At 74.6% G+C, this 20,181-nt stretch carries 18 protein-coding genes; 8 read left to right on the top strand and 10 right to left on the bottom strand.

Features of this window, described 5'->3' with window-relative positions; translation table 11 throughout:
- The first annotated feature begins 97 nt into the window (after positions 1-97).
- Both hutH and hutU read left to right on the top strand, forming a co-directional pair.
- Entirely contained in the window at positions 98-1,636 is a 1,539-nt protein-coding gene (gene hutH / locus ACGH2B_RS04075) for a histidine ammonia-lyase (RefSeq protein ID WP_399084202.1), read from the top strand.
- Positions 1,637-1,693: 57 nt separating this feature from the next.
- Positions 1,694-3,361, top strand: a complete 1,668-nt coding sequence (hutU, locus tag ACGH2B_RS04080; protein WP_399084204.1) for a urocanate hydratase — start codon at positions 1,694-1,696, stop codon at positions 3,359-3,361.
- Positions 3,362-3,581: 220 nt separating this feature from the next.
- Here hutU and ACGH2B_RS04085 read toward each other — a convergent pair whose 3' ends face one another.
- Positions 3,582-4,697, bottom strand: coding sequence for an alkene reductase (locus ACGH2B_RS04085; protein WP_399084207.1), 1,116 nt, complete (start codon positions 4,695-4,697; stop codon positions 3,582-3,584).
- Between the two features lie 67 nt (positions 4,698-4,764).
- On the opposite strand from ACGH2B_RS04085, the gene ACGH2B_RS04090 reads away from it, so the two are divergent.
- On the top strand, positions 4,765-5,196 hold the full coding sequence (locus tag ACGH2B_RS04090; RefSeq protein ID WP_399096684.1) for a MerR family transcriptional regulator: 432 nt from the start codon (positions 4,765-4,767) through the stop codon (positions 5,194-5,196).
- A 332-nt stretch (positions 5,197-5,528) separates the two neighbouring features.
- Here ACGH2B_RS04090 and ACGH2B_RS04095 read toward each other — a convergent pair whose 3' ends face one another.
- A complete protein-coding gene (locus tag ACGH2B_RS04095) occupies positions 5,529-6,992 on the bottom strand; it encodes an amino acid permease (protein ID WP_399084210.1) in 1,464 nt (487 codons plus the stop codon).
- 142 nt (positions 6,993-7,134) lie between these two features.
- Here ACGH2B_RS04095 and ACGH2B_RS04100 point away from each other — a divergent pair, with 142 nt between their 5' ends.
- Positions 7,135-7,944 (top strand): IclR family transcriptional regulator, encoded by an 810-nt coding sequence (locus ACGH2B_RS04100; protein ID WP_399084213.1) that lies wholly within the window; start codon positions 7,135-7,137, stop codon positions 7,942-7,944.
- Between the two features lie 43 nt (positions 7,945-7,987).
- Here ACGH2B_RS04100 and hutC read toward each other — a convergent pair whose 3' ends face one another.
- The gene (gene hutC / locus ACGH2B_RS04105; protein ID WP_399084216.1) at positions 7,988-8,743 is read right to left on the bottom strand and encodes a histidine utilization repressor; all 756 of its coding nucleotides are present in this window, start codon (positions 8,741-8,743) and stop codon (positions 7,988-7,990) included.
- Positions 8,744-8,958: 215 nt separating this feature from the next.
- Here hutC and hutG point away from each other — a divergent pair, with 215 nt between their 5' ends.
- Complete coding sequence (hutG, locus tag ACGH2B_RS04110) at positions 8,959-9,924, top strand: formimidoylglutamase (RefSeq protein WP_399084220.1); 966 nt, start codon at positions 8,959-8,961, stop codon at positions 9,922-9,924.
- Positions 9,925-9,988: 64 nt separating this feature from the next.
- Here hutG and ACGH2B_RS04115 read toward each other — a convergent pair whose 3' ends face one another.
- The 5 genes from ACGH2B_RS04115 to ACGH2B_RS04135 all read right to left on the bottom strand — a co-directional run bounded on the left by ACGH2B_RS04115 (position 9,989) and on the right by ACGH2B_RS04135 (position 15,227).
- The gene (locus ACGH2B_RS04115) at positions 9,989-10,480 is read right to left on the bottom strand and encodes an ATP-binding protein (protein ID WP_399084223.1); all 492 of its coding nucleotides are present in this window, start codon (positions 10,478-10,480) and stop codon (positions 9,989-9,991) included.
- Between the two features lie 285 nt (positions 10,481-10,765).
- Complete coding sequence (locus ACGH2B_RS04120; RefSeq protein ID WP_399084226.1) at positions 10,766-12,892, bottom strand: xanthine dehydrogenase family protein molybdopterin-binding subunit; 2,127 nt, start codon at positions 12,890-12,892, stop codon at positions 10,766-10,768.
- Positions 12,893-12,936: 44 nt separating this feature from the next.
- Complete coding sequence (locus ACGH2B_RS04125) at positions 12,937-13,926, bottom strand: FAD binding domain-containing protein (RefSeq protein ID WP_399084229.1); 990 nt, start codon at positions 13,924-13,926, stop codon at positions 12,937-12,939.
- On the bottom strand, positions 13,923-14,564 hold the full coding sequence (locus tag ACGH2B_RS04130) for a 2Fe-2S iron-sulfur cluster-binding protein (protein ID WP_399084232.1): 642 nt from the start codon (positions 14,562-14,564) through the stop codon (positions 13,923-13,925). Before ACGH2B_RS04130 ends, ACGH2B_RS04125 begins: the two co-directional genes overlap by 4 nt.
- A gap of 267 nt (positions 14,565-14,831) precedes the next feature.
- Positions 14,832-15,227 carry a hypothetical protein gene (locus ACGH2B_RS04135; RefSeq protein WP_399096687.1) on the bottom strand — a complete coding sequence of 132 codons (396 nt, stop codon included), beginning with the start codon at positions 15,225-15,227 and terminating at the stop codon, positions 14,832-14,834.
- A gap of 520 nt (positions 15,228-15,747) precedes the next feature.
- Here ACGH2B_RS04135 and ACGH2B_RS04140 point away from each other — a divergent pair.
- The 3 genes from ACGH2B_RS04140 (at position 15,748) to ACGH2B_RS04150 (ending at position 17,620) form a co-directional block, all read left to right on the top strand.
- Positions 15,748-15,876 carry an LPFR motif small protein gene (locus ACGH2B_RS04140; protein ID WP_399084235.1) on the top strand — a complete coding sequence of 43 codons (129 nt, stop codon included), beginning with the start codon at positions 15,748-15,750 and terminating at the stop codon, positions 15,874-15,876.
- Between the two features lie 219 nt (positions 15,877-16,095).
- Positions 16,096-16,347, top strand: coding sequence for a hypothetical protein (locus ACGH2B_RS04145; RefSeq protein ID WP_399084238.1), 252 nt, complete (start codon positions 16,096-16,098; stop codon positions 16,345-16,347).
- 220 nt (positions 16,348-16,567) lie between these two features.
- On the top strand, positions 16,568-17,620 hold the full coding sequence (locus ACGH2B_RS04150; protein WP_399096690.1) for a PP2C family protein-serine/threonine phosphatase: 1,053 nt from the start codon (positions 16,568-16,570) through the stop codon (positions 17,618-17,620).
- A gap of 103 nt (positions 17,621-17,723) precedes the next feature.
- Here the strand turns inward: ACGH2B_RS04150 and ACGH2B_RS04155 are convergent, their stop codons facing one another.
- A complete protein-coding gene (locus ACGH2B_RS04155) occupies positions 17,724-18,260 on the bottom strand; it encodes a DUF1203 domain-containing protein (RefSeq protein WP_399084241.1) in 537 nt (178 codons plus the stop codon).
- Positions 18,261-18,436: 176 nt separating this feature from the next.
- Positions 18,437-20,077, bottom strand: a complete 1,641-nt coding sequence (locus ACGH2B_RS04160; RefSeq protein WP_399084244.1) for a purple acid phosphatase family protein — start codon at positions 20,075-20,077, stop codon at positions 18,437-18,439.
- Between the last annotated feature and the right edge of the window lie 104 nt (positions 20,078-20,181).

Below are 20,181 nucleotides of genomic sequence, written 5' to 3' on the forward strand. Positions count from 1 at the left end.
CGGGACGCCCCGCGGCGCCCACGAATGTCTTGGATCCCAGACATAAGACTCTTGACGGACGTGGCGGAACCCCGGCCCCGGGGTGCTTCATGGAGACATGAACCACGTTCTCGTTGATGTCGGCCCGCTCAGCGCCGACGATGTCGTTTCCGTCGCCCGCCACGGTGCCCGCGTGGAGCTTTCGGCGGCGGCCCGCCAGGAGATCGGCCAGAGCCGGAAGGTCGTCGAGGCGCTGGCCGACGACGTCACCCCGCACTACGGCGTCTCCACCGGCTTCGGCGCCCTCGCCACCCGCCACATCCCCACCGAGCTGCGTGCCCAGCTCCAGCGCAGCCTGGTCCGCTCGCACGCCGCGGGCTCCGGCCCCGAGGTCGAGCGCGAGGTGATCCGGGCGCTGATGCTGCTGCGCCTGTCCACCCTGGCCACCGGCCGCACCGGCGTCCGCGCGGAGACGGCGCAGGCGTACGCGTCGCTGCTGAACGCGGGCATCACCCCCGTCGTGCGGGAGTACGGCTCGCTCGGCTGCTCCGGTGACCTGGCGCCGCTCGCGCACTGCGCACTGGCCGTCATGGGCGAGGGCGAGGTCCGCGACGCCGAGGGCACGCTGCGCCCGGCGGGCGAGGCGCTGGCCGCCGCCGGGATCACCCCGGTCGTGCTCCAGGAGAAGGAGGGCCTGGCCCTCATCAACGGCACCGACGGCATGCTGGGCCAGCTCGTGCTCGCCCTGCACGACCTGCGGACGCTGCTGGCCACCGCCGACATCAGCGCGGCGATGAGCGTCGAGGGGCAGCTCGGTACGGACGCGGTCTTCGCCGCCGACCTCCAGGCGCTGCGCCCGCACCCGGGCCAGGCCGACAGCGCCGCCAACCTCCGCGCGGTGCTCGCCGACTCCGCGATCGTGGCGAGCCACCGCGGACCGGAGTGCACCCGGGTGCAGGACGCGTACTCGCTGCGCTGTTCGCCGCAGGTGCACGGCGCCGCGCGGGACACCGCCGCGCACGCCGCGCTGGTCGCCTCGCGGGAGCTGGCGAGCGCCGTCGACAACCCCGTGGTGACGCCCGACGGGCGGGTGGCGAGCAACGGCAACTTCCACGGCGCGCCGGTCGCCGCCGTCCTCGACTTCCTCGCCATCTCGGTCGCCGACGTCGCCTCGGTCTCCGAGCGCCGCACCGACCGCTTCCTGGACGTGGCCCGCAACCACGGGCTGAACGCCTTCCTCGCCGACGACCCGGGCGTGGACTCCGGCCACATGATCGCGCAGTACACCCAGGCGGCCATCGTCTCGGAGCTGAAGCGGCTCGCCGCGCCCGCGTCGGTCGACTCGATCCCCTCCAGCGCCATGCAGGAGGACCACGTCTCGATGGGCTGGTCCGCCGCCCGCAAGCTGCGCAGGGGCATCGACGGCCTCACCCGCGTCATCGCCGTGGAGCTGCTGACCGCCGCCCGCGCCCTGGACCTGCGCGCCCCGCTGACGCCGTCGCCGGCCACCGGCGCGGTCGTCGCCGGGCTCCGCCGCGACGTCGAGGGCCCGGGCACCGACCGCTACCTCGCCCCCGAGATCGAGGCCGCGGTCCGCTACGTCGCCTCCGGCGAAGCGCTGCGCGCCGCGGAGTCCGTCACCGGCCCGCTGCGCTGACCGCTCCTCCCCCGCTCTCCCCACTCACCGATCCCTCCTCACGGAAATGGACTCACCATGCACGGTGCACGACCGGTACGGGCCACCCGTGGCACGCAGTTGAGCACGCTGGGCTGGCAGCAGGAAGGCGCCCTGCGCATGCTGCAGAACAACCTGGACCCCGAGGTGGCGGAGCACCCGGACAACCTCGTCGTCTACGGCGGCACCGGTAAGGCGGCCCGCGACTGGCGTTCGTTCGACGCGATGGTCCGCACGCTGAAGACCCTCAAGCAGGACGAGACGATGCTCGTCCAGTCGGGCCGCCCGGTCGGCGTCATGCAGACCCACGAGTGGGCGCCGCGGGTGCTGCTCGCCAACTCCAACCTGGTCGGCGACTGGGCGAACTGGGAGGAGTTCCGCCGCCTGGAGCAGCTCGGCCTGACCATGTACGGCCAGATGACCGCCGGTTCGTGGATCTACATCGGCACCCAGGGCATCCTCCAGGGCACGTACGAGACGTTCGCCGCGGTCGCCGCGAAGAAGTTCCAGGGCACGCTGGCCGGGACGATCACCCTCACCGCCGGCCTCGGCGGCATGGGCGGCGCCCAGCCGCTGGCCGTCACGATGAACGACGGCGTCGCGATCTGTATCGACTGCGACCCGCGCGCCATCGAGCGCCGTATCGAGCACCGCTACCTCGATGTGAAGGCCGACAACCTCGCCCACGCGCTCCAGCTCGCCACCGAGGCCCGTGACCGGCGCGAGCCGCTCTCCATCGGCCTGCTCGGCAACGCCGCGGAGCTGCTGCCGCGGATGCTCGCCGAGGGCGCGCCGATCGACATCGTGACGGACCAGACCTCCGCCCACGACCCGCTGTCCTACCTCCCCGTCGGCATCGCCTTCGAGGACATGAAGGACGCCGCCGCCAAGGACCCGGCGGGCTTCACCACCCGCTCGCGCGAGTCGATGGCCAAGCACGTCGAGGCGATGGTCGGCTTCATGGACGCCGGCGCCGAGGTCTTCGACTACGGCAACTCCATCCGCGGCGAGGCGCAACTTGCCGGTTACGACCGGGCGTTCGCCTTCCCCGGCTTCGTCCCGGCGTACATCCGGCCGCTGTTCTGCGAGGGCAAGGGCCCGTTCCGCTGGGCGGCGCTGTCCGGTGAGGCGTCGGACATCCACAAGACGGACAAGGCGATCCTCGACCTCTTCCCGGAGAACGAGTCGCTGCACCGCTGGATCAAGATGGCCGGTGAGCGGGTCCACTTCCAGGGTCTGCCCGCCCGGATCTGCTGGCTCGGCTACGGCGAGCGCGACAAGGCCGGTGAGCGCTTCAACGACATGGTCGCCTCCGGCGAACTCCAGGCCCCGCTGGCCATCGGCCGTGACCACCTGGACTGCGGTTCGGTCGCCTCCCCGTACCGCGAGACCGAGGCGATGCTCGACGGTTCGGACGCCATCGCGGACTGGCCGCTGCTCAACGCCATGGTCAACGTCGCCTCCGGCGCGTCCTGGGTCTCCCTGCACCACGGCGGCGGCGTCGGCATGGGCCGCTCGCTCCACGCGGGCCAGGTCTGCGTCGCGGACGGCACGCCGCTGGCCGGTGAGAAGGTCCGCCGGGTGCTGACCAACGACCCGGGCATGGGCGTGATCCGCCACGTCGACGCCGGCTACGACATCGCCGAGAACGTCGCCGCCGAGCGCGGCGTCCGCGTCCCCATGCGGGAGGACGCCGCCCAGGCGTGACCCCGCGGCCGAACGCCGGACGCCCGCACGCCGCGGCTTTCCTGCGGGGTGCGGGCGTCCGGCGTTCGGGGCCGTACTCGGCGAGCGCTTCACGGGTGAGGGACCGGAGGGCGGCACGTCCCGGCGAGGCTCGGCACCGCGCGCCGGGCCCCGGCGGCCGCACCGGTCCGGGCGGTGAACCGGGCGAGCGGGACGTGGGTACGGCGCACCGGAGTCGGCTTCACGCCGCCACGACGGGTACCGGCCGGCCCGCACGTTCCTCTGCGAGCGTCGGGTAGTCGGTGTATCCCTCCGCCCCGTGCGTGTAGAGGTGTTCCTTCCTGATCGGGGTGGCGAGCGGATCGTTGACGGCTATGCGCGCGGGCAGATCGGGGTGGGTGAGGAAAGCGCGCCCGTAGGAGATCAGGTCCGCGCCGCCTGCGGAGAGCACCCGTTCCCCCTGGCTCTGTGTGGTGGGCGGGTGGTTCTCGCCGACATTGGCGATGAGCGTGCCGTGCCACCGCGGGCGCAGGTCGGCGAGGGCCGGATAGGTGTCGTTGTCGGTGAGGTGGAGGTAGGCCAGCCCGAGCGGGTCCAGGGATGCGAGAAGCGCCCGGTAGATGCGCGCGGGGGCGTGCTCGACCATGCCGAACTGCGGGTTGCCCGGGGAGAGGCGGAGCCCGGTCCGGTGCGCCCCGACGGCTTCGGCGACAGCGGTGACCAGTTCGACGGCGAACCGTGCCTTGTCGTGTCCGTAGGCGTCGTCGCGGAGGTTGGTGTTGTCCGCCAGGAACTGGTGGATGAGGTAGCTGTTGGCGCCGTGGAGTTCCACCCCGTCGAATCCGGCCCGCAGGGCGTTGCGGGCGGCGGCGACGTGATCGGCGATGGCCGTACGGATGTCCTCCGCCGTCATCACGCGAGGTACGGGCGGGTCGGCCTTGCCGTCCTTGACGTGCACGGGGCCGGGCACCGGTACGGCGGACGGTCCGGCCGGGACGTCCCCGAGCAGCCGGGAGCGCGGGTGCCCCTGACGTCCGCCGTGCATGAGCTGCGCGAAGATCCGCCCGCCGTGCGCGTGCACCGCGTCGGTGACGGTCCGCCAGCCTGCGACATGGGCCTCGGTCTCCAGACCCGGGAGGCGCCAGCCGCTCTGCCCCCGGCGGTGCGGCCATATGCCCTCGGTGATGAGGAGCCCGGCCGCCGCGCGCTGCGCGTAATGGTCCGCGACCACCGGAAGCGGGGTCCCGTCCTCGTGTGCGCGGAACCGGGTCATGGGGGCCATGACGAGACGGTTGGGAAGCGAGAGGCTGCCGGAGAAGTAGGGGGCGAGGAGGGGAGATGCGCCTGTGTTCGTCATGCGGGAACCGTAGAATGTGACATCAGTGTCAGGTTCAACCCGAGTCGAGCAGCAGGCTGGATACCAGATGAAGATCGGTGAGTTGTCCCGGCGTACCGGCGTGAGCGTACGCTCCCTGCGCTACTACGAGCAGAAGCACATGCTCGCCTCCCGGCGCACGCCCGGAGGGCACCGGGAGTACCCGGAGGCGGCTGTCGACCGTGTGGTCCTCATCCAGCAGCTGCTCGCGGCCGGCCTGTGCGGCGAGAAGATCGCGGACATCCTTCCCTGTATGCGTGACCACGACGGCGGCCCCGCGGCGACTGCCACCCCGTGGCTGGTGGACCAGCTCCGGATGGAGCGCACCCGCATCGATCGTTCCATCCAGGACCTGTACTACACGCGCGACGTCCTGGACGAGGTCATCGCCACCGCGGCGGACACGCCCCGGCGCACGCCCGCGGGAGCATCCGCGTCAACGCCGACGACCGGCTCGGCCGACCACCCCGGTCAGCGCTGACGCAACCGTGGCTGCGCGGAGCCCGAGCCGGCGGTGGGGCGGCTCGTGCGGCCGGTACGGGACGAGGGGCGGCGCACCCGTACGGGGGGGGGACGTACCGGCTGGACCACGCGCCGGTTCGGGCCGCGGGCCGGTTCGGGCCGTGCGCCGGTGAGGGCCGCGGGCCCGGCGCGGGCAGGCCCCGGTTCCGCCGGAGCCCGGCGGCCGCCACGCGCCCCGGCCCGCCTCCTCGGCCACCGGCAGGCACCGCCCCACGCCACGGCAGAAGGCCCCGCCTCACGCCTGGCGCGTGGAGCGGGGCCTTCGGAGAGCCCAGGGTGCGTCGAGTGCGGCTACTCGGCGGCGGTGGGCGTGGCGGAGGCGCGGGGCTCCGCCTCCTCGCCATCCTGGGGCCCGGCGGTCACGGGGCCGGTGGCCGCCGACGCCGCGCGGGCGGCCTCGCGGGGGCGGAGCCAGAGGCGGTGGACGACGGCCAGCAGGGCGAGCCAGACGGCGCCGACGATCAGCGCGACGCGGGTGCTCGCGGAGAAGGCCAGCAACACCGTCACGCCGGTCATGAAGACGACCGCGATGATCTGCCCGTAGGGCCAGAACGGCGCCGGGTAGTCGAGCGCCGCCTGCTCCTCGGCGCTCATCGCGCGGCGGGCCTTCATCTGGGTCAGCAGGATCATCAGCCAGACCCAGACGGTCGCGAACGTCGCGATCGAGGAGATGATGAGGAAGATCTTGTCGGGGATCAGGTAATTGAGCAGGACGCCCAGCAGCAGCGCACCGATCATGATGGTGACGGTCATGACCGGCACACCGCTGCGGGAAAGCTTCCGCATGACCTTCGGCGCCTGGCCGCGCTCGGCCATTCCGTACATGATGCGGCCCGCCGCGAAAATGTCGCTGTTGATGGCGGAGAGCGCCGCGACGACCACCACGATATTCAGGACGGTCGCGGCGGATGTGATGCCGAGGCCGACGAAGATCTGTACGAACGGGCTGCCGTTGGAGCCGACGTTCTCCCAGGAATTCAGCGACATGATGACCGCGAGGGTCAATACGTAGAAGAGCACGATGCGCACGGGAATGGAGTTGACCGCGCCGGGGAGCGTCTTTTTCGGGTCCTCCGCCTCGCCCGCGGTGACGCCGATGATCTCGGTGCCGCCGAAGGCGAACATCACCACGGCGAAGGAAATGATGAATCCGTGGGCACCCTGCGCGAAGAAGCCGCCGTGCGACCAGAGGTTGGATATTCCGGTGTGTTCCCCGCCGCCGCCCTTGAATCCGATGACCAGCACCACCACACCGGCGATGATCATGGCGATGATGGCGACGACCTTCACGAGCGAGAGCCAGAACTCTATCTCGCCGAAGACCTTGACGTGGAAGAGGTTCAGCACACCGATGACGAGAATCGCCGCCAGCAGCCAGATCCAGCGCGGCACATCGGGGAACCAGAAGCCCATGTAGACGCCGAGCGCGGTGATGTCGGCGATACAGACGATGACCATTTCGAAGGCGTAGGTCCAGCCGGTGGTGAATCCGGCGAGCGATCCCAGATGGCGGGTCGCGTACTCGCCGAAAGAGCCGGCGCACGGATTGTGCACGGCCATCTCGCCGAGCGAACGCAGCACCAGGAATACCGCGGCACCGCCGATGAGATAGGCGAGCAGAACGGCCGGGCCGCCCGCCTGGATCGCCTCCGACGATCCGTAGAAAAGGCCGGTTCCGATGGCGGAACCCAGCGCGATGAAACGAATGTGGCGCGACCGCAGGCCCCTGCGCAGCGTCGCTGTTCCGGTGGTCAAAGGATGCCCCTCCTCGGGGAATGGCACGTCCGTCCCTGACATACGGCGCGCGGCCCGGGCCAACTGCCCGCCGGCGCCCCTCGCAAGACCGCAAGAGCGCCTGTATATTCCTGTATAGACAGGCACGTCAAGAGGTGGTCCGGTGCAGGAACATGAGCGTGGGTCGAGCGCCTCGCCCGCCGTGGGGCGGGCGTTGGACATCCTCGGCCACCTCGCCGCCCGTCCCGGGCCGGTGCGCGCCGCGGCGCTCGCCCGTGAGCTGGGAATTCCGTCATCCTCCGCCTACCACATCCTGGCGATCCTGATCGATCGCGGTTTTGTCGTCCATCTCCCCGAGGAGCGGGCGTACGGCCTGGGCGCCGCCGCCCTGGAGCTCGGGGCGGCACACCGCCGCCACGAACCCCTGGAACGTCTCGCCCGCCCCGTCGCGGGTGCTCTCGCCCGGCGGCTGGGCCACCCCGTACACCTGGGCGTGCTGCACGGCGCCGAGACGGTCTACCTGCTCAAGGAGCAGCCGCCGCCCCACCGCCACGAGGTGGCCCGACCGCTCGTCACCGAGGTCGGCGTCCGGCTGCCGGCCCATCTGACCGCCACCGGCCGGGCGCTGCTCGCGCACTGCGCCGAGGCCCAGCTCCGCGCCGCTTTCCCGCGCCCGGGCGACCTCGTCACCCGGACCGGCAAGGGCCCCCGGTCGCTGACCGAGCTGCGCGCGGAGCTGGACCGGGAGCGGGCCCGTGGCTGGTCGGAGGAGACCGAGCTGGTCGCGCCCGGACTCCGGTCGATCGGCGTGGCCGCCTTCGACCACCTCGGGCACCCGGTCGCGGCGCTCTCCGCCACCTGGTGCCGCCACCACCGGCCGCACGACGCGGAACGGGTCCGCGACGAACTGCTGCGCGGCGCCGCCCGGCTGACCGCCGCCGTCTCCGGCCGCGCGCCGGAGCGCGCGCCTTGACGGTACCCGCGCCCCGGACCAGGAGCGGAAGGGGCCCGTCCGGTCAGCGGGAGTCGAAGGTGCCCACCAGGCGGTAGCGCGAGCCGGGATGGAGCAGCCGCGCGACGCTCACCAGCGCCTCGCCCGACCACGTACGGCGCTGGATCAGCAGGCACGGCTCGGACGCCGCCACCCGCAGGATCCGGCACTCGTCCGCCGACGGCAGCACCGCCTCCACGACGTGCTCGCCCTTGCCCAGCGGCGCCACCTCGGACAGGAAGGTGAACGGGGTGCGCCGGGTGAAGTCCTGCTCCAGGTAGCCGGGGGCGAAGTCCGGGTGGACGTAGCGGTCCTCCAACTGGATGGCGACGTCGTCCTCGAAGTGCACCACCTGGGAGTGGAAGACCGGTGTGCCCTCGCCGATACCGAAGCGGGCGCCGATCTCCTGGCCCGCCGCCTCCTCGCGGACGAAGCGCACCTCGGCGCGGTGGCGGTGCCCGCGCGCGCCCACCTCGTCGGCGATGTTGTGCACCTCGACCAGCGCCGAGCTGCCCTTGTGCAGGGCGACGAAGCTGCCGACACCCATGACGCGGCGGATCAGCCCCTGGGCGGCCAGTTCCCGCAGCGCGCGGTTGACCGTCATCCGGGACAGGCCCAGCGCCTCGACGAAGCGGCTCTCCGACGGCAGGGCGTCGCCCTCACGCCACCGGCCGCTCATGATCTCCTCGGTCACCAGGTCCTTGACCCGCTGGTACGCGGGCGTCGCCCCGGACGCGGTCGCCGCGTACCGCCGCGCGAGCTCCGCCGTCTCCGCCGCCACGCCGTTTCCCGCCCTCGTCGTCGTCACTCGTACCGCTCTGCCCGTTTCGCCCGCGGCGCGGGTCCGTGCCGCGCCAGGAAGATTCTAGGGCGTACCCGAACACCGTCTCGGATCCGAGGAGAACCGGGCCGTGCGCTGGCCCGCCCGGCGCGGCGGCGCTGTCATGGGACGGCCGGGCCGGGTGGCCGCGGCGGGAGAGGCGGAAAGGGCGGACGATGACCGTGGACGTGGCGGCGGTGCCGTGGACCGGGCGGAGCGACGGGGACGGTGACGACGTACTGCGCTGGCACCACGTGACCACGCCGGACACCGGTGCGGACGCGCCCCGGGACGCCGCGTTCGTCGGCTTCCGCAGCGATGAGGGCGTCCGCCGCAACCAGGGACGGCCGGGTGCGGCCGCCGGTCCCGGGGCGCTGCGGTCCGCGCTCGCCTCCATGGCGCTGCCCGCGCCGCTGCGCGCGGTGGACGCCGGGGACGTCGTGGTCGGCGACGGTGAGCTGGAGGACGGCCACCGGCGGCTGGGCGCGGCGGTCACCGCGCTGCTCGACGCGGGCGGCCCGGTGGCGGTCCTCGGCGGCGGCCACGAGGTGGCGTACGGCACGTACCTGGGGCTGGCCGGGAGCCGCGCGATGCGCGGCGGGGCGCGGCTCGGGGTGCTCAACCTCGACGCCCACTTCGATCTGCGCGACGCGCCCCGGCCCAGCTCCGGCACGCCGTTCCTCCAGATGGCGCGGGACGAGGAGCGCCAAGGGCGGCGCCTGGACTACCGGGTGCTGGGCATCAGCCGCCCGAGCAACACCGAGCGGCTGTTCCGCACCGCGGACCGGCTGGGCGTGCGCTACCTGGAGGACACCGACTGCGGACTGCTCTCACCGGACCGCGTGGAGGCGTTCACCGGCGCGTTCCTCGACTCCTGCGACCTCGTCCACCTCAGCGTCGACCTGGACGTGCTGCCCGCGGCGGCGGCGCCGGGCGTCAGCGCGCCCGCCGCGTACGGGGTGCCGATGGAGATCGTGGAGCGCGTCGTCACGGCGGTGGCGGCGAGCGGGAAGCTGGCCGTCGTCGACATCGCGGAGCTGAACCCGGACCTCGACATCGACGCCCGTACCGCCCGCGCCGGTGCCCGGCTGGTGCACCGCGCGCTGACCGGCACGCCGCGGGCGCGGGAGCGGCGGGGCTGACGAGCGGGCCGTCCGCCGCGCGGTGGCCCGCCGCGCGGAGGACGGCCGTGGCGTACGGGCGGACTCACACCGCCGCGGGCGCCCCGGGTGCCGGGAGTCCGGGGCCGGTGTCCGGGCGGTGCGCGGCGCCGGGAACGGAGCGGACCGGCACCGGCGCCGTCAGCGGGGTCCCGCGGGCGGCGGTGACCCGGCGGGTGAACCAGACGACCTTGCCGTCGGCGGTGGGGCAGGTGCCCCAACTGTCGCTGAGTCCGGCGACGACGGCGAGCGGGCCGCCCCGCGCGCTGTCCAGCCGCGGCAACCGCGGCCCGCGGTCGGCGACCGAGACGGTCAGATGGCGGCCGCTCCAACGGAGTTCGACCACGCACACCGTGTCCGGTCCGGCCTGCCGCAGAACGCCTGCCAGCAATTCGGTCAGTCCGCGGCAGGCGGCCGGTATCTCCGCCGCCAGCCGCCAGTGGCGCAGATGCGCGGCCGCGATGCGCCGGATCCGCGGCACCCGCTCCGCGGTGACGCGCAGCTCGGCCGCGTAATGGCGGTGGGCGGTGACAGTCATGGGGGTGGCTCCTTAACGCGCACGGCTCACCCGCCTCCCCCGGGCGTCAGCACGGAGGGTGAGATCACAGAAACGGTGAGTGAGGACCATGGTCACCCGGTCGCCGGGCGGCCGCAACGCGGGAGGGCGGGCGGCGGGCCGCCGGCGCCGGACCGGCCCGGGCGTCCGGCACCCCGGCCACGCCCCGCCGGCCGTGCCACGGGCCTCGGCGCGCACGGGCGCATCCCGCCCCCGCCCCCGCCCGCGCCCGCCGCTCCGGAGCACGCCACTCGGGAGCGGCGCGCCTCACGGCAGATGCGGCAGCACCGCGTCCGGTGTCAGCGGAAGGGTGCGCAGGCGGACGCCGAGGGCGTGGTGGACGGCGTTGCCGACCGCCGCGGCGGCGCCGACGATGCCGATCTCCCCGATGCCCTTGCTGCCCATCGGGTTGAGGTGCGGATCGTCCTCGTCGATCCAGTGCGCCTCGATCGTGTGGATGTCGGCGCAGACCGGGACGTGGTACGAGGCGAGGTCGCGGGCGGTGAAGCTGCCGAAGGCCGGGTCCAGGGCGCTGTGTTCGGTCAGCGCCATGCCGATGCCCATCGTCATCCCGCCGATGAACTGCGAGCGCGCGGTACGGGGGTTGAGGATCCGGCCGGCCGCGAACATGCCGAGCATCCGGCGTACCCGCACCTCCCCGGTGACGGTGTCGACCTGCACCTCGGCGAAGTGGGCGCCGAACGCGTGCCGGGCGTAGGGCGATCCGGCGGACACCTCCTTCCGGGTGTCCGCCGTGACGGTCAGCCCCTCGGCGGGCAGCGGCTCCTGATGTGCGTCCATCCGCTCCCGCAGGGCGCGGCACGCCTTGTGGACGGCCCAGCCCCAGGAGCCGGTGCCGGAGGAGCCGCCGGCCAGCGAGGCGTCCGGCAGATCGCTGCGGCCGATCTCCACGCGGACCCGCTCTTCGGGGACGCCGAGCGCCTCCGCGGCGACCTGTCCGAGGACGGTGCGGGCGCCGGTGCCGAGGTCGGTGGCGTTGATCCGGACGCGGAAGCCGCCGTCGGGTCCGGCGTGCGCCTCGGCGGACGACGGGGCGATCAGCACCGGGTAGGTGGCCGCGGCGACGCCGGTGCCCAGCAGCAGATCGCCCTCGCGCCGGACGCCGGGGCGGGGGTCGCGGGGGCGCCAGCCGAAGCGTTCCGCGCCCTCCCGCAGCGCCGGGGCCAGGCCCCGGCTGCTGAACGGGCGGCCGGAGTCCGGTTCGGTCTCCGGCTCGTTGCGCAGCCGCAGTTCGACCGGGTCGAGGTCGAGGAGGACGGCGAGTTCGTCCAGCGCCGACTCCAGGGCGTACATCCCGGGCGCCTCGCCCGGGGCGCGCATCCACGACGGACTCGGCACGTCCAGCGCCACCACGCGGTGCACGGTGCGGCTGTGCGGCGAGGTGTACATCATCCGGGCGGGGACGGCCGCCTGCTCGACGAACTCCTTGACCGTCGAGGTGTGGGTGACCACCTCGTGCGCGAGGGCGGTGAGCCGCCCGTCGGCCCCGGCGCCCAGCCGTACCCGCTGGATGGTGGGCGCCCGGTGCCCCACCACGGCGGGCATCTCGCGGCGCGGCAGGGCGAGCGTGACGGGGCAGGCGGTGACGCGGGCGGCCATCGCGGCGAGGACCGCCTGCGGGCGGAGGGTGCCCTTGGAGCCGAAGCCGCCGCCGATGTGTTCGGCGACGACCGTGACGTCCCGCCGCTCCAGCCCGAACAGCGCCGCCAGATCGTCCCGCCCCTTTGTCGCCCCTTGGGTGGAGTCGTGGACGGTGAGCCGCCCGCCGTCCCACCACGCGGTGGAGGCGTGCGGCTCCATGGGGTGGTTGTGCAGCGCGCTCACCGTGTACGTGGCGTCGACGGTGACCAGCGCACCGGCGTACGCCGCGTCGAAGTCGCCGCGCTCGCGCGCCCCCGGGTAGCCGCCGTTGGCCTCCTTCGGCACGTACAGCCCCGGGTGGTCGACGGTGAGGGTGACGTCGTGTTCCTCGGCGTCGTAGCGGACGCGGACGGCTTCGGCGGCGGCGCGGGCCGTCTCCGGGGTGTCGGCGACGGCGAGCGCGACGTACCAGCCGCGGTGCGGGACGGCCGGTCCCTGGAGGACGGCGACGGCCGGGTCCTCGGGTGGTTCCAGGCGCGGGGCGTTCTCGTGGGTGAGGACGGCGCGCACCCCGGGCAGGGCGAGGGCGGCGGCGGTGTCGACGGCGGTGATCCGGCCGCGGGCGACGGTCGCGGGCACCGGCCAGGCGTGCAGGAGCCCCGGCGGTGCGGGCTCGGCGGCGTACTGGGCGGCGCCGGTGACCTTGGCGTGTCCCTCGCGGCGGGCGACGGGCGCCCCGAGCGGACGGCGGGGCGCCCCCGGGGCGGCGGCGGGCTGCGGATCGTGGCTCATGGGGCGCGTCCTCACAGGGTCCGGGCGGCGGGGCGGTACGCGGGTCAGCGGTGGCGGGCGGCGAGCCCGCCCAGGACGGAGACGGTCAGCCGGCGGGCCAGTGGCACCTTGAAGCCGTTGTCGCGCAGCGGGCGGGCGGCGGCCAGTTCGGCGTCGGCGGCGCGGCCGAAGGTGTCGGCGGTGGCCGGGGCGCCGCGCAGCACCTCCTCCGCCGCGGTGGCGCGCCAGGGCCGGTGCGCCAGCCCGCCGTAGGCGAGCGCCGCGCGGTGCACCGTCCCGTCGCGGACCTCCAGCAGCGCGGCGACGGAGACCAGCGCGAAGGCGTACGAGGCGCGGTCGCGGACCTTGCGGTAACGCCCGTGGGCCAGGGGCGGCGGCGGGGGCAGCCGCACCGCGGTGATCAGCTCGCCCGGCTCCAGGACGGTGTCGCGCTCCGGGTGGTCCTCCGGCAGCCGGTGGAAGGCGGTGACCGGGATGGCGCGGGCGCCGTCCGGGCCGGTCACCTCGACGGCGGCGTCCAGTGCGGCGAGGGCCACGGCCAGGTCGGAGGGGTGGGTGGCGACGCAGTGCGCGGAGTGCCCGAGGACGGCGAGATCGCGGTGGACGCCCTCGACGGCGGGGCAGCCGCTGCCCGGCTCCCGCTTGTTGCACGGGGTGGAGACGTCCTGGAAGTAGCCGCAGCGGGTGCGCTGGAGGAGGTTGCCGCCGGTGGTCGCGGCGTTGCGCAACTGCCCCGAGGCGCCGGCCAGCAGCGCCTGGGAGAGCACCGGGTAGCGCTCCCGGACGACGGGCGCGGCGGCGAGATCGCTGTTGCGGACGGTGGCGCCGATCCGCAGCCCGCCGTCGGACAGCTCCTCGATCCGGTCCAGCGGCAGCCGCCCGACGTCGATGAGCGGGTCCGGGGCACAGGCGCCGAGTTTCATCAGATCGACGAGGTTGGTGCCGCCGCCGAGGAACGCGGCCCCCGGGTGCGCGGCCCGGGCCCGTACGGCCTCGTCGACGGTGGCGGGACGCAGATAGCCGAAGGGTTTCACGACCCCTCCCGGGCCTCGTGGACGGAGACGGCGCCGAGGCCGTGGACGGTGGGCGAGGCGGGTGGTCCGGCCCGGTGCGCGGTGGCGTCGCCGATCGCCTCGACGATGCGCGGGTAGGCGCCGCAGCGGCACAGGTTGCCGCTCATCCGCTCCCGGATCTCCTCCGCGGTCAGCTCCACCGGGGCGCCCGGCGGCGCGGTGTCCGGGGTGACGTGGGAGGGGTGCCCGTCGGCGGCCTCCCGGAGCGCCCCGGCCGCCGAGCAGAGCTGGCCGGGCGTGCAGTAGCCGCACTGGAACGCGTCCCGCTCCAGGAAGGCGCGCTGGAGCGGGTGGAGGTCCCCGCCGTCGGTGAGCCCCTCGACGGTGGTGAGGGGTACGCCGTCGAGCGTGACGGCGAGCAGCAGACAACTGTTGACGCGCCGCCCGTCGGCGAGGACGGTGCAGGCGCCGCACTGCCCGTGGTCGCAGCCCTTCTTCGTACCGGTCAGCCGGAGGTGGACACGGAGCGCGTCCAGGGCGGTGGTGCGGTGGTCGAGGGTCAGCCGGTGCGGTACGCCGTTGACGTGCAGGGTGACCGTGGAGCCGGTGGCTCCGGGCGGCGCCCCGCCGGCGTCGGGAGGGGGTGCGGTGGGCTCCACGCGCTCGCCTTTCGGGCTGGGCCGCGCACCGCCGGCGGCGGGCACACGCGGCGGGAGGTGCGGCTGCGGGACGGTTCGGGGACGGCGCTCCGGCGGACGGCCCGGCCGGAGGTGACGGGCCGGGCCGCCCGGGCGCGGACGCCGGGCCGGACCGCGTCCGCCGGGGGCGGTCCCCTCTGCCTATCAGGCGCGACGGCCGCCCGCGCGACGGCGCGGCCGCCGCGGCACGCGCCTCGCCCGGCCGGTCCGGTGCCGTCCAGGTGACGGTCAGCGGTTCTCCAGCCGGAGCTGGACCTCCTGTTCCTGATCGCCGGCGACGGTGCCGGTGACCTGGACGGCGAAGGCCGGGCGGAGGCTGTCCCGCAGCCGGGCCACCGCCCAGTAGCCGCCCTGGAGGCTGATGGAGACGGGTGCGGTCAGCCGGGCGGGTGCGGGCTCCGCCCTCAGCTCGGTCACGTCGAACGTCGAGGTCCACACGGTGGGGTGCGGACCGGCGACGACGCGCGGCACGTCCTCCGGCGCCCGGTCGCACGCGAAGGAGGTACGCAGCGCGCTGAAGACGGCCTGCGCGTCCTGTGTCGCACAGTCGGTGACCTCGACGACGACCTCGGCGTCCGGGTGGTACGCCGACGACGGCTCCGGAGGAGCTTCCCTGCCCTGCACCGGGCCCGGCTGCCCCGGCTGGTTCGCCTGCTGCGCGCTGTTCACGGTGGGCCTTCCTCTCGGTGGGGCGACACCTCCAGGCTGGCCCGCCCGCCGGACACCTGCGACCGGAGACACCCGGCCCGGTGCCAGACCGTGGCGTACGGGTTGATTCCGGGGCGCGCCGGGGCCCCTGGTACGGACGGGGCGGCCCGCCGCGGCGAGGCGCCCGCACGCGCCGGAGGCGGTCGCCCGCGCGGGCGACCGCCTCCGGGCACGGCGGCTCCTGCGTCGCACCGCCCGGAGAACGGTCTCGCCCCCGCGCACGGGGAGCCCGCCACGGGGCGGCACCGCGGGGACGGTCCGTTGATGTGCGGGGTCGGTCGCGGCGGGGCCGGGCGGGTCCGTCCTCCGGGTGCGGGCCACGGCAGGAATTCCGGCGGAAAACATGACGTTTCCGCAGTGGCGGCCAGGTGCGCGCACCCGGCCGGTCGCCGGCGCGTCGCGGTCGGCGAGACCGTCGCAGAAACGGAGGACACCCATGCTCACGGCAATCGCAGATGTTCTCAGGTCCATCGGCAGCGCCGTCGCCACCGTCGTCACCCTGCCCTTCAAGGCCGTCGCCCGCCTGTTCGGCGGTGTCGCCGACAGCGCGCACGGCCGCCACTGAGGCGCTCGGGCCGTCCCCGGAGCTCTCAGGGCCCGCCGCGTCCGGTCCGGGCACCCCGCGGCGGAGACCCGGCCGGGTGCGGGCCAGGCACACGGCTCCCGCCTTCACCCCCTTTCCCCACCCGCGCAATAATGGACGAATAAGACACGAACTGCCCGGTATGCCACCGATGAGGTCCCGCCGTCCGGGCCGTGGGGCCGCGGAAGGATGTGGGTGGACATGGACCGCGAGGCCGAGACCGTTCACGAGGCGTACTCCTTCGTCTGTCTGCACTGCGGGCACGGCTGGGAGGAGAGTTACGAGATCCGGCACACCACCGACCTCACCGGCCGGCGTCGTGTCCTGTACTACTCCGGAGAGGTCCGCGTCCCCTCGCCGCTGTCCCGCACCGAGTGCCCCGCGTGCAATCTCGGCCCCCTCCGCATCCTGCGCCCCGGCCGGGTGGAGTCGGTGCGGACGGCCCTTCCCTGACCCGGCCCCGGCCGGGTACGGCCACTGCGATTCGGTAACGGGGCGCATTCGCGGTAATTCGCCCAGCGACCTGTGCTTATGCTCAGCTCCGGCGGGGCGGGCCGGGCCGGACACCGCGCCGCCCGCCCTTTTCCTCGAACCGCCGGAGCACCCCTTGGCCGTGGACCCCTCGCAGCAGCCCCTGAGCGCCCGCGTGCTGGCCGTGCTCCCCTACGGCGTCATGGCCGTGGTCACCGCGGTGGACGTCAGCGCCGGGCCCGGGGTCGGGTTCCTGCCCCTCGTCTCGCTGGGGCCCGCCTTCGCCGGTCTGGTCGGCGGCTGGCGCCGCACCGCCGTGGTCGGCTCGGCCGCTTTCCTGCTCTGCCTGGGGCTGGGCATCTACGACGGGCTGTTCGAGGGGCGGCGCGGGCTGCCCGCGCTGCTGTCGGTGGCGGGGGTGACGGTCGCCGGTGTGGTGGCCGCGGTGATGCGCCAGCGGCGCGAGGCGGAGCTGGCGAACGTCCGCTCCATCGCGGAGGTCGCCCAGCGGGTCCTGCTGCGGCCGGTGCCCCGCGGCGCGGGCCCGCTGCGGATCGCGGTCTCGTACACCTCCGCGGTGGCCGAGGCGCGCATCGGCGGCGACCTGTACGAGGTGGTCCCCTCGCCCGGTGGCGGCGTACGGATCATCGTCGGCGACGTCCAGGGCAAGGGGCTGGAGGCGGTGGAGAGCGCGGCGGTGGTGCTGGGCGCGTTCCGGGAGGCGGCGCAGGACGAGGCGGAGCTGACGGCGGTCGGCGCGCGGGTGGAGCGGGCGCTCGGCCGCCATCTGGGCGGTGAGCGGTTCGTGACGGCGGTGCTCGCGGAGATCGGCGACGGGCCGTCCGCGACGCTGCTGAACTTCGGGCACCCGGCGCCGCTGGTGGTCCGCGCGGGCGGCACCGTGGACTTCGCCGCCCCGCCTGAGCGCGCCCTGCCGCTCGGCCTCGCGGCGTACGGCGGCGACGGCGGGCCACGGCCGCACACGGTGCCGTTCGCCCCCGGGGACCAGTTGCTCTTCTACACCGACGGGGTCACCGAGGCGCGCGACGGCACGGGGCGGTTCTACCCGCTCGACGAGCGCGCGGTGCTGCTGAAGGACGACGACCCCGAGGCCGCCCTGTGCGCGGTCCGCGAGGACGTCGTCGCCCACGCCGAGGGCCCGCTCCACGACGACGCGGCGATGCTGCTGGTGCGGTACCGGAAGGCGCCCTGGACGGCCGAGGCCGAGGGGCCGGTGCTCGCGGGCGGTCGGTGAGCGCCGGACGGGCCGCCGCGCGGGGCGGGGCACCGGACGGGCGCCGCCGGACGCGGTCGGCGGCGCCCGGCGGCCCCGCGCGCGGCCGGTCCGGCGGCCCCGCTCACCGGTGGCGGGCCGGCTGGCGCTCCTGGGCCGCGGGCCGTCGTACCTCGAAGTGGAAGCATCCGTACTCCAGCGCCCGGACGTGCACGAGCACCACATCCGGGTCGGCGAACGCCTCGTCGAAGGCCGCGTCGAAACCGGCCGTGGCGTCGGACGGGATCTCCAGCATGCGGCCACCGGCGATATGGCCCCGGGCGTCGTAGCGGCGCACGGTCCGCAGGGCGCCCGGCCGGGCGAAGGGGTACCCCCCGCCGGGGAGGGGCCCGCCGCAATCGTCGGCGTGGATGAAGACGGGCCCCTGCTCGTCGTACGCGCCCGGGCCCGCACCGCTCGCGGCGGCCCAGCGGCGCAGCGGGGCGTACGAGACGAGGGCGATCCGCTCGCCGAGCGCGAGGGGGCGCAGACAGCAGCGCAGCGGGGATCCCTCGTCGTCGGGGGTCGCGAGATACGGGGCGCAGGGGCGGCCCGCGTCGTCGGTGATCCGGAGTTCTTCGAGGGCGGCGGCGTCGACGGGGAGCGCGGTGTAGGTGGTCATGGGTCCATGCTGGAGCGCCGCGCGCGGGCGCACCGGCGGGAAACGGACGTCGCGTTGGGGTGCGCTCCCGCGGGGGCTGCCGGGCGCCGACGGCACCCGGCGGCGGTCGTCCGGCCGTGCCCCGTGCGTCGGCCGCCGGCGGCGCGGCCTTCCCGTCCCGGGGGGGCCGGCCCGCGTCAGCGGTGTGCGTCACCCCGCGGGCGTTCCAGGGTGACGCCGTCGACCGGGGTCAGCTCGCCGTGGGGGCCGTCGAACGTGTAGTACGTGACCCGCATGCGGGTGCGGCCCTCGCGCGCGTCGCCGGGGTCGACGTCGAACGCGGCGAAGCCGTGGGTGTGTTCGCGGTCCTGGAACGCGCGCCAGGGGGCGTCCTCGGTGAACCACACCGGTTTGCGGTGCCGGCCCTCCTGCTCCGTCGTCAGGTCCACCACCACCCGGCCCTTGGCCTCCTGGAACAGGTCGTCCTGGGTGGTGGCGAAGTTCCCGCCGCCCCCGATGGTCAGGTGCACCGTGCCGCGGCCCGTGTCGGCGACATCGGTGCGGGTCTGCGCCGGCACGGGCGTACGGGCGTCGTTGGGCAGGGTGCCGCGTACGGGGAGCGAGCGTTCGTAGTAGTGCTCGTGGCCGCCGAGCACCAGATCGACACCGTAGGTGTCGAAGAGCGGGCCCCAGGCGGCGCGGACCCCGAGGTCGCTGCCGGAGCCACTGCGGCTGCTGGAGATCATCGGGTGGTGCATGCAGACCACGATCCAGTCGATCTCCCGGCTGTGCCGCGCCGCCCGCAACTCGCGCTCCAGCCAGCGCCGTTGGGCGCCCGCGGAGTAGCCGCGGACGTAGGTGTCGCCGGTGTCCTGGATCGCCACGTCGTCGTTGGCGAGCGAGAGGAAGCGGACCGCGCCCACGGTGAACGCGTACCAGAGCCCGCGGGTCTCCGGATCCGATGACGCGTCCGACGCGGGCAGCGCGTAGTACGCCTGGTATCCGGCGGTGCCGAGGGGGCCGTTGCCCGCCTCGTTCTCGGCGTTGCCCACGCAGGGCATCCACGGGCGCAGCCGGGTCGAGCGGCTGTTGCCGATGAACCAGTCGGCCCAGGTGGCGACGCGGTTCTCGTGGAAGACCCCGGCGGCCGACGCGTAGCAGAGGTCGCCGTTGATCAGGTTGAACAGCGGGCCGACGCGCTCGATGGCGGCCACGATGTCGGCGGAGGCGGCGGTGCCCGCCTGGCTGCTGGTGTACAGCGGGAAGCGGCCCGACGGTGACGGGGTGCCGCTGCCCTCGGGCCAGTGGACGTCGCGGCGCAGGTTGGGGGCGCCCTGATCGCCGAAGCTGGTGAAGGTGAAGGCGGTGCGCCCGCGCGGGGCGGTGGTGAAGGATCCGGTGTCGGGGACGGTCCCGGCGTGCCCGGCCGAGTAGAGGTAGACCGTGTCGGGGCGCAGACCGGTGAGCCGGGCGTGGTGGACGTACACCTCCTCCTTCGACAGCGCGTCGCGGTAGGTCACGGTCTCCGCGTCGACGACCGTGCCCGTACCGCCGTCGGGTGAGCCGTACCGGACCTGCGGCCTGCGGACGGACTGCGGGCTGATCCAGGACACGGTCATCTGCGTGGCGGGGTCCGTGCCGAACTGCAGATGGACGCCGCTGACCGCCGGGGTGCCGAGCCGGTGCGGCTGCCGCTGGAGCAGGGGCGCGGCCGGGCGTCCGTGCGGGCCGGCCTCGCCGGTGGGCGCCGCCGTCGCCGGTGCCGGTGCCGCGGCGCCCGCCACGGCGCCGGCGGTGGCCGCCGACCCCCGGAGTACGGATCTGCGCGCGAGTGTCATGTCTGCCTCCTGCCGGAAAGCCCCCCTGCGAGGCGGAGGTCAGCGTAGGCAGCCGGTGGCCCGCCCGTACCCGGAACGGCGGGCTCCGGTGGGCGCGGGGAGGC

Source organism: Streptomyces sp. BBFR2, from assembly GCF_044497305.1.
Lineage (GTDB): Bacteria > Actinomycetota > Actinomycetes > Streptomycetales > Streptomycetaceae > Streptomyces.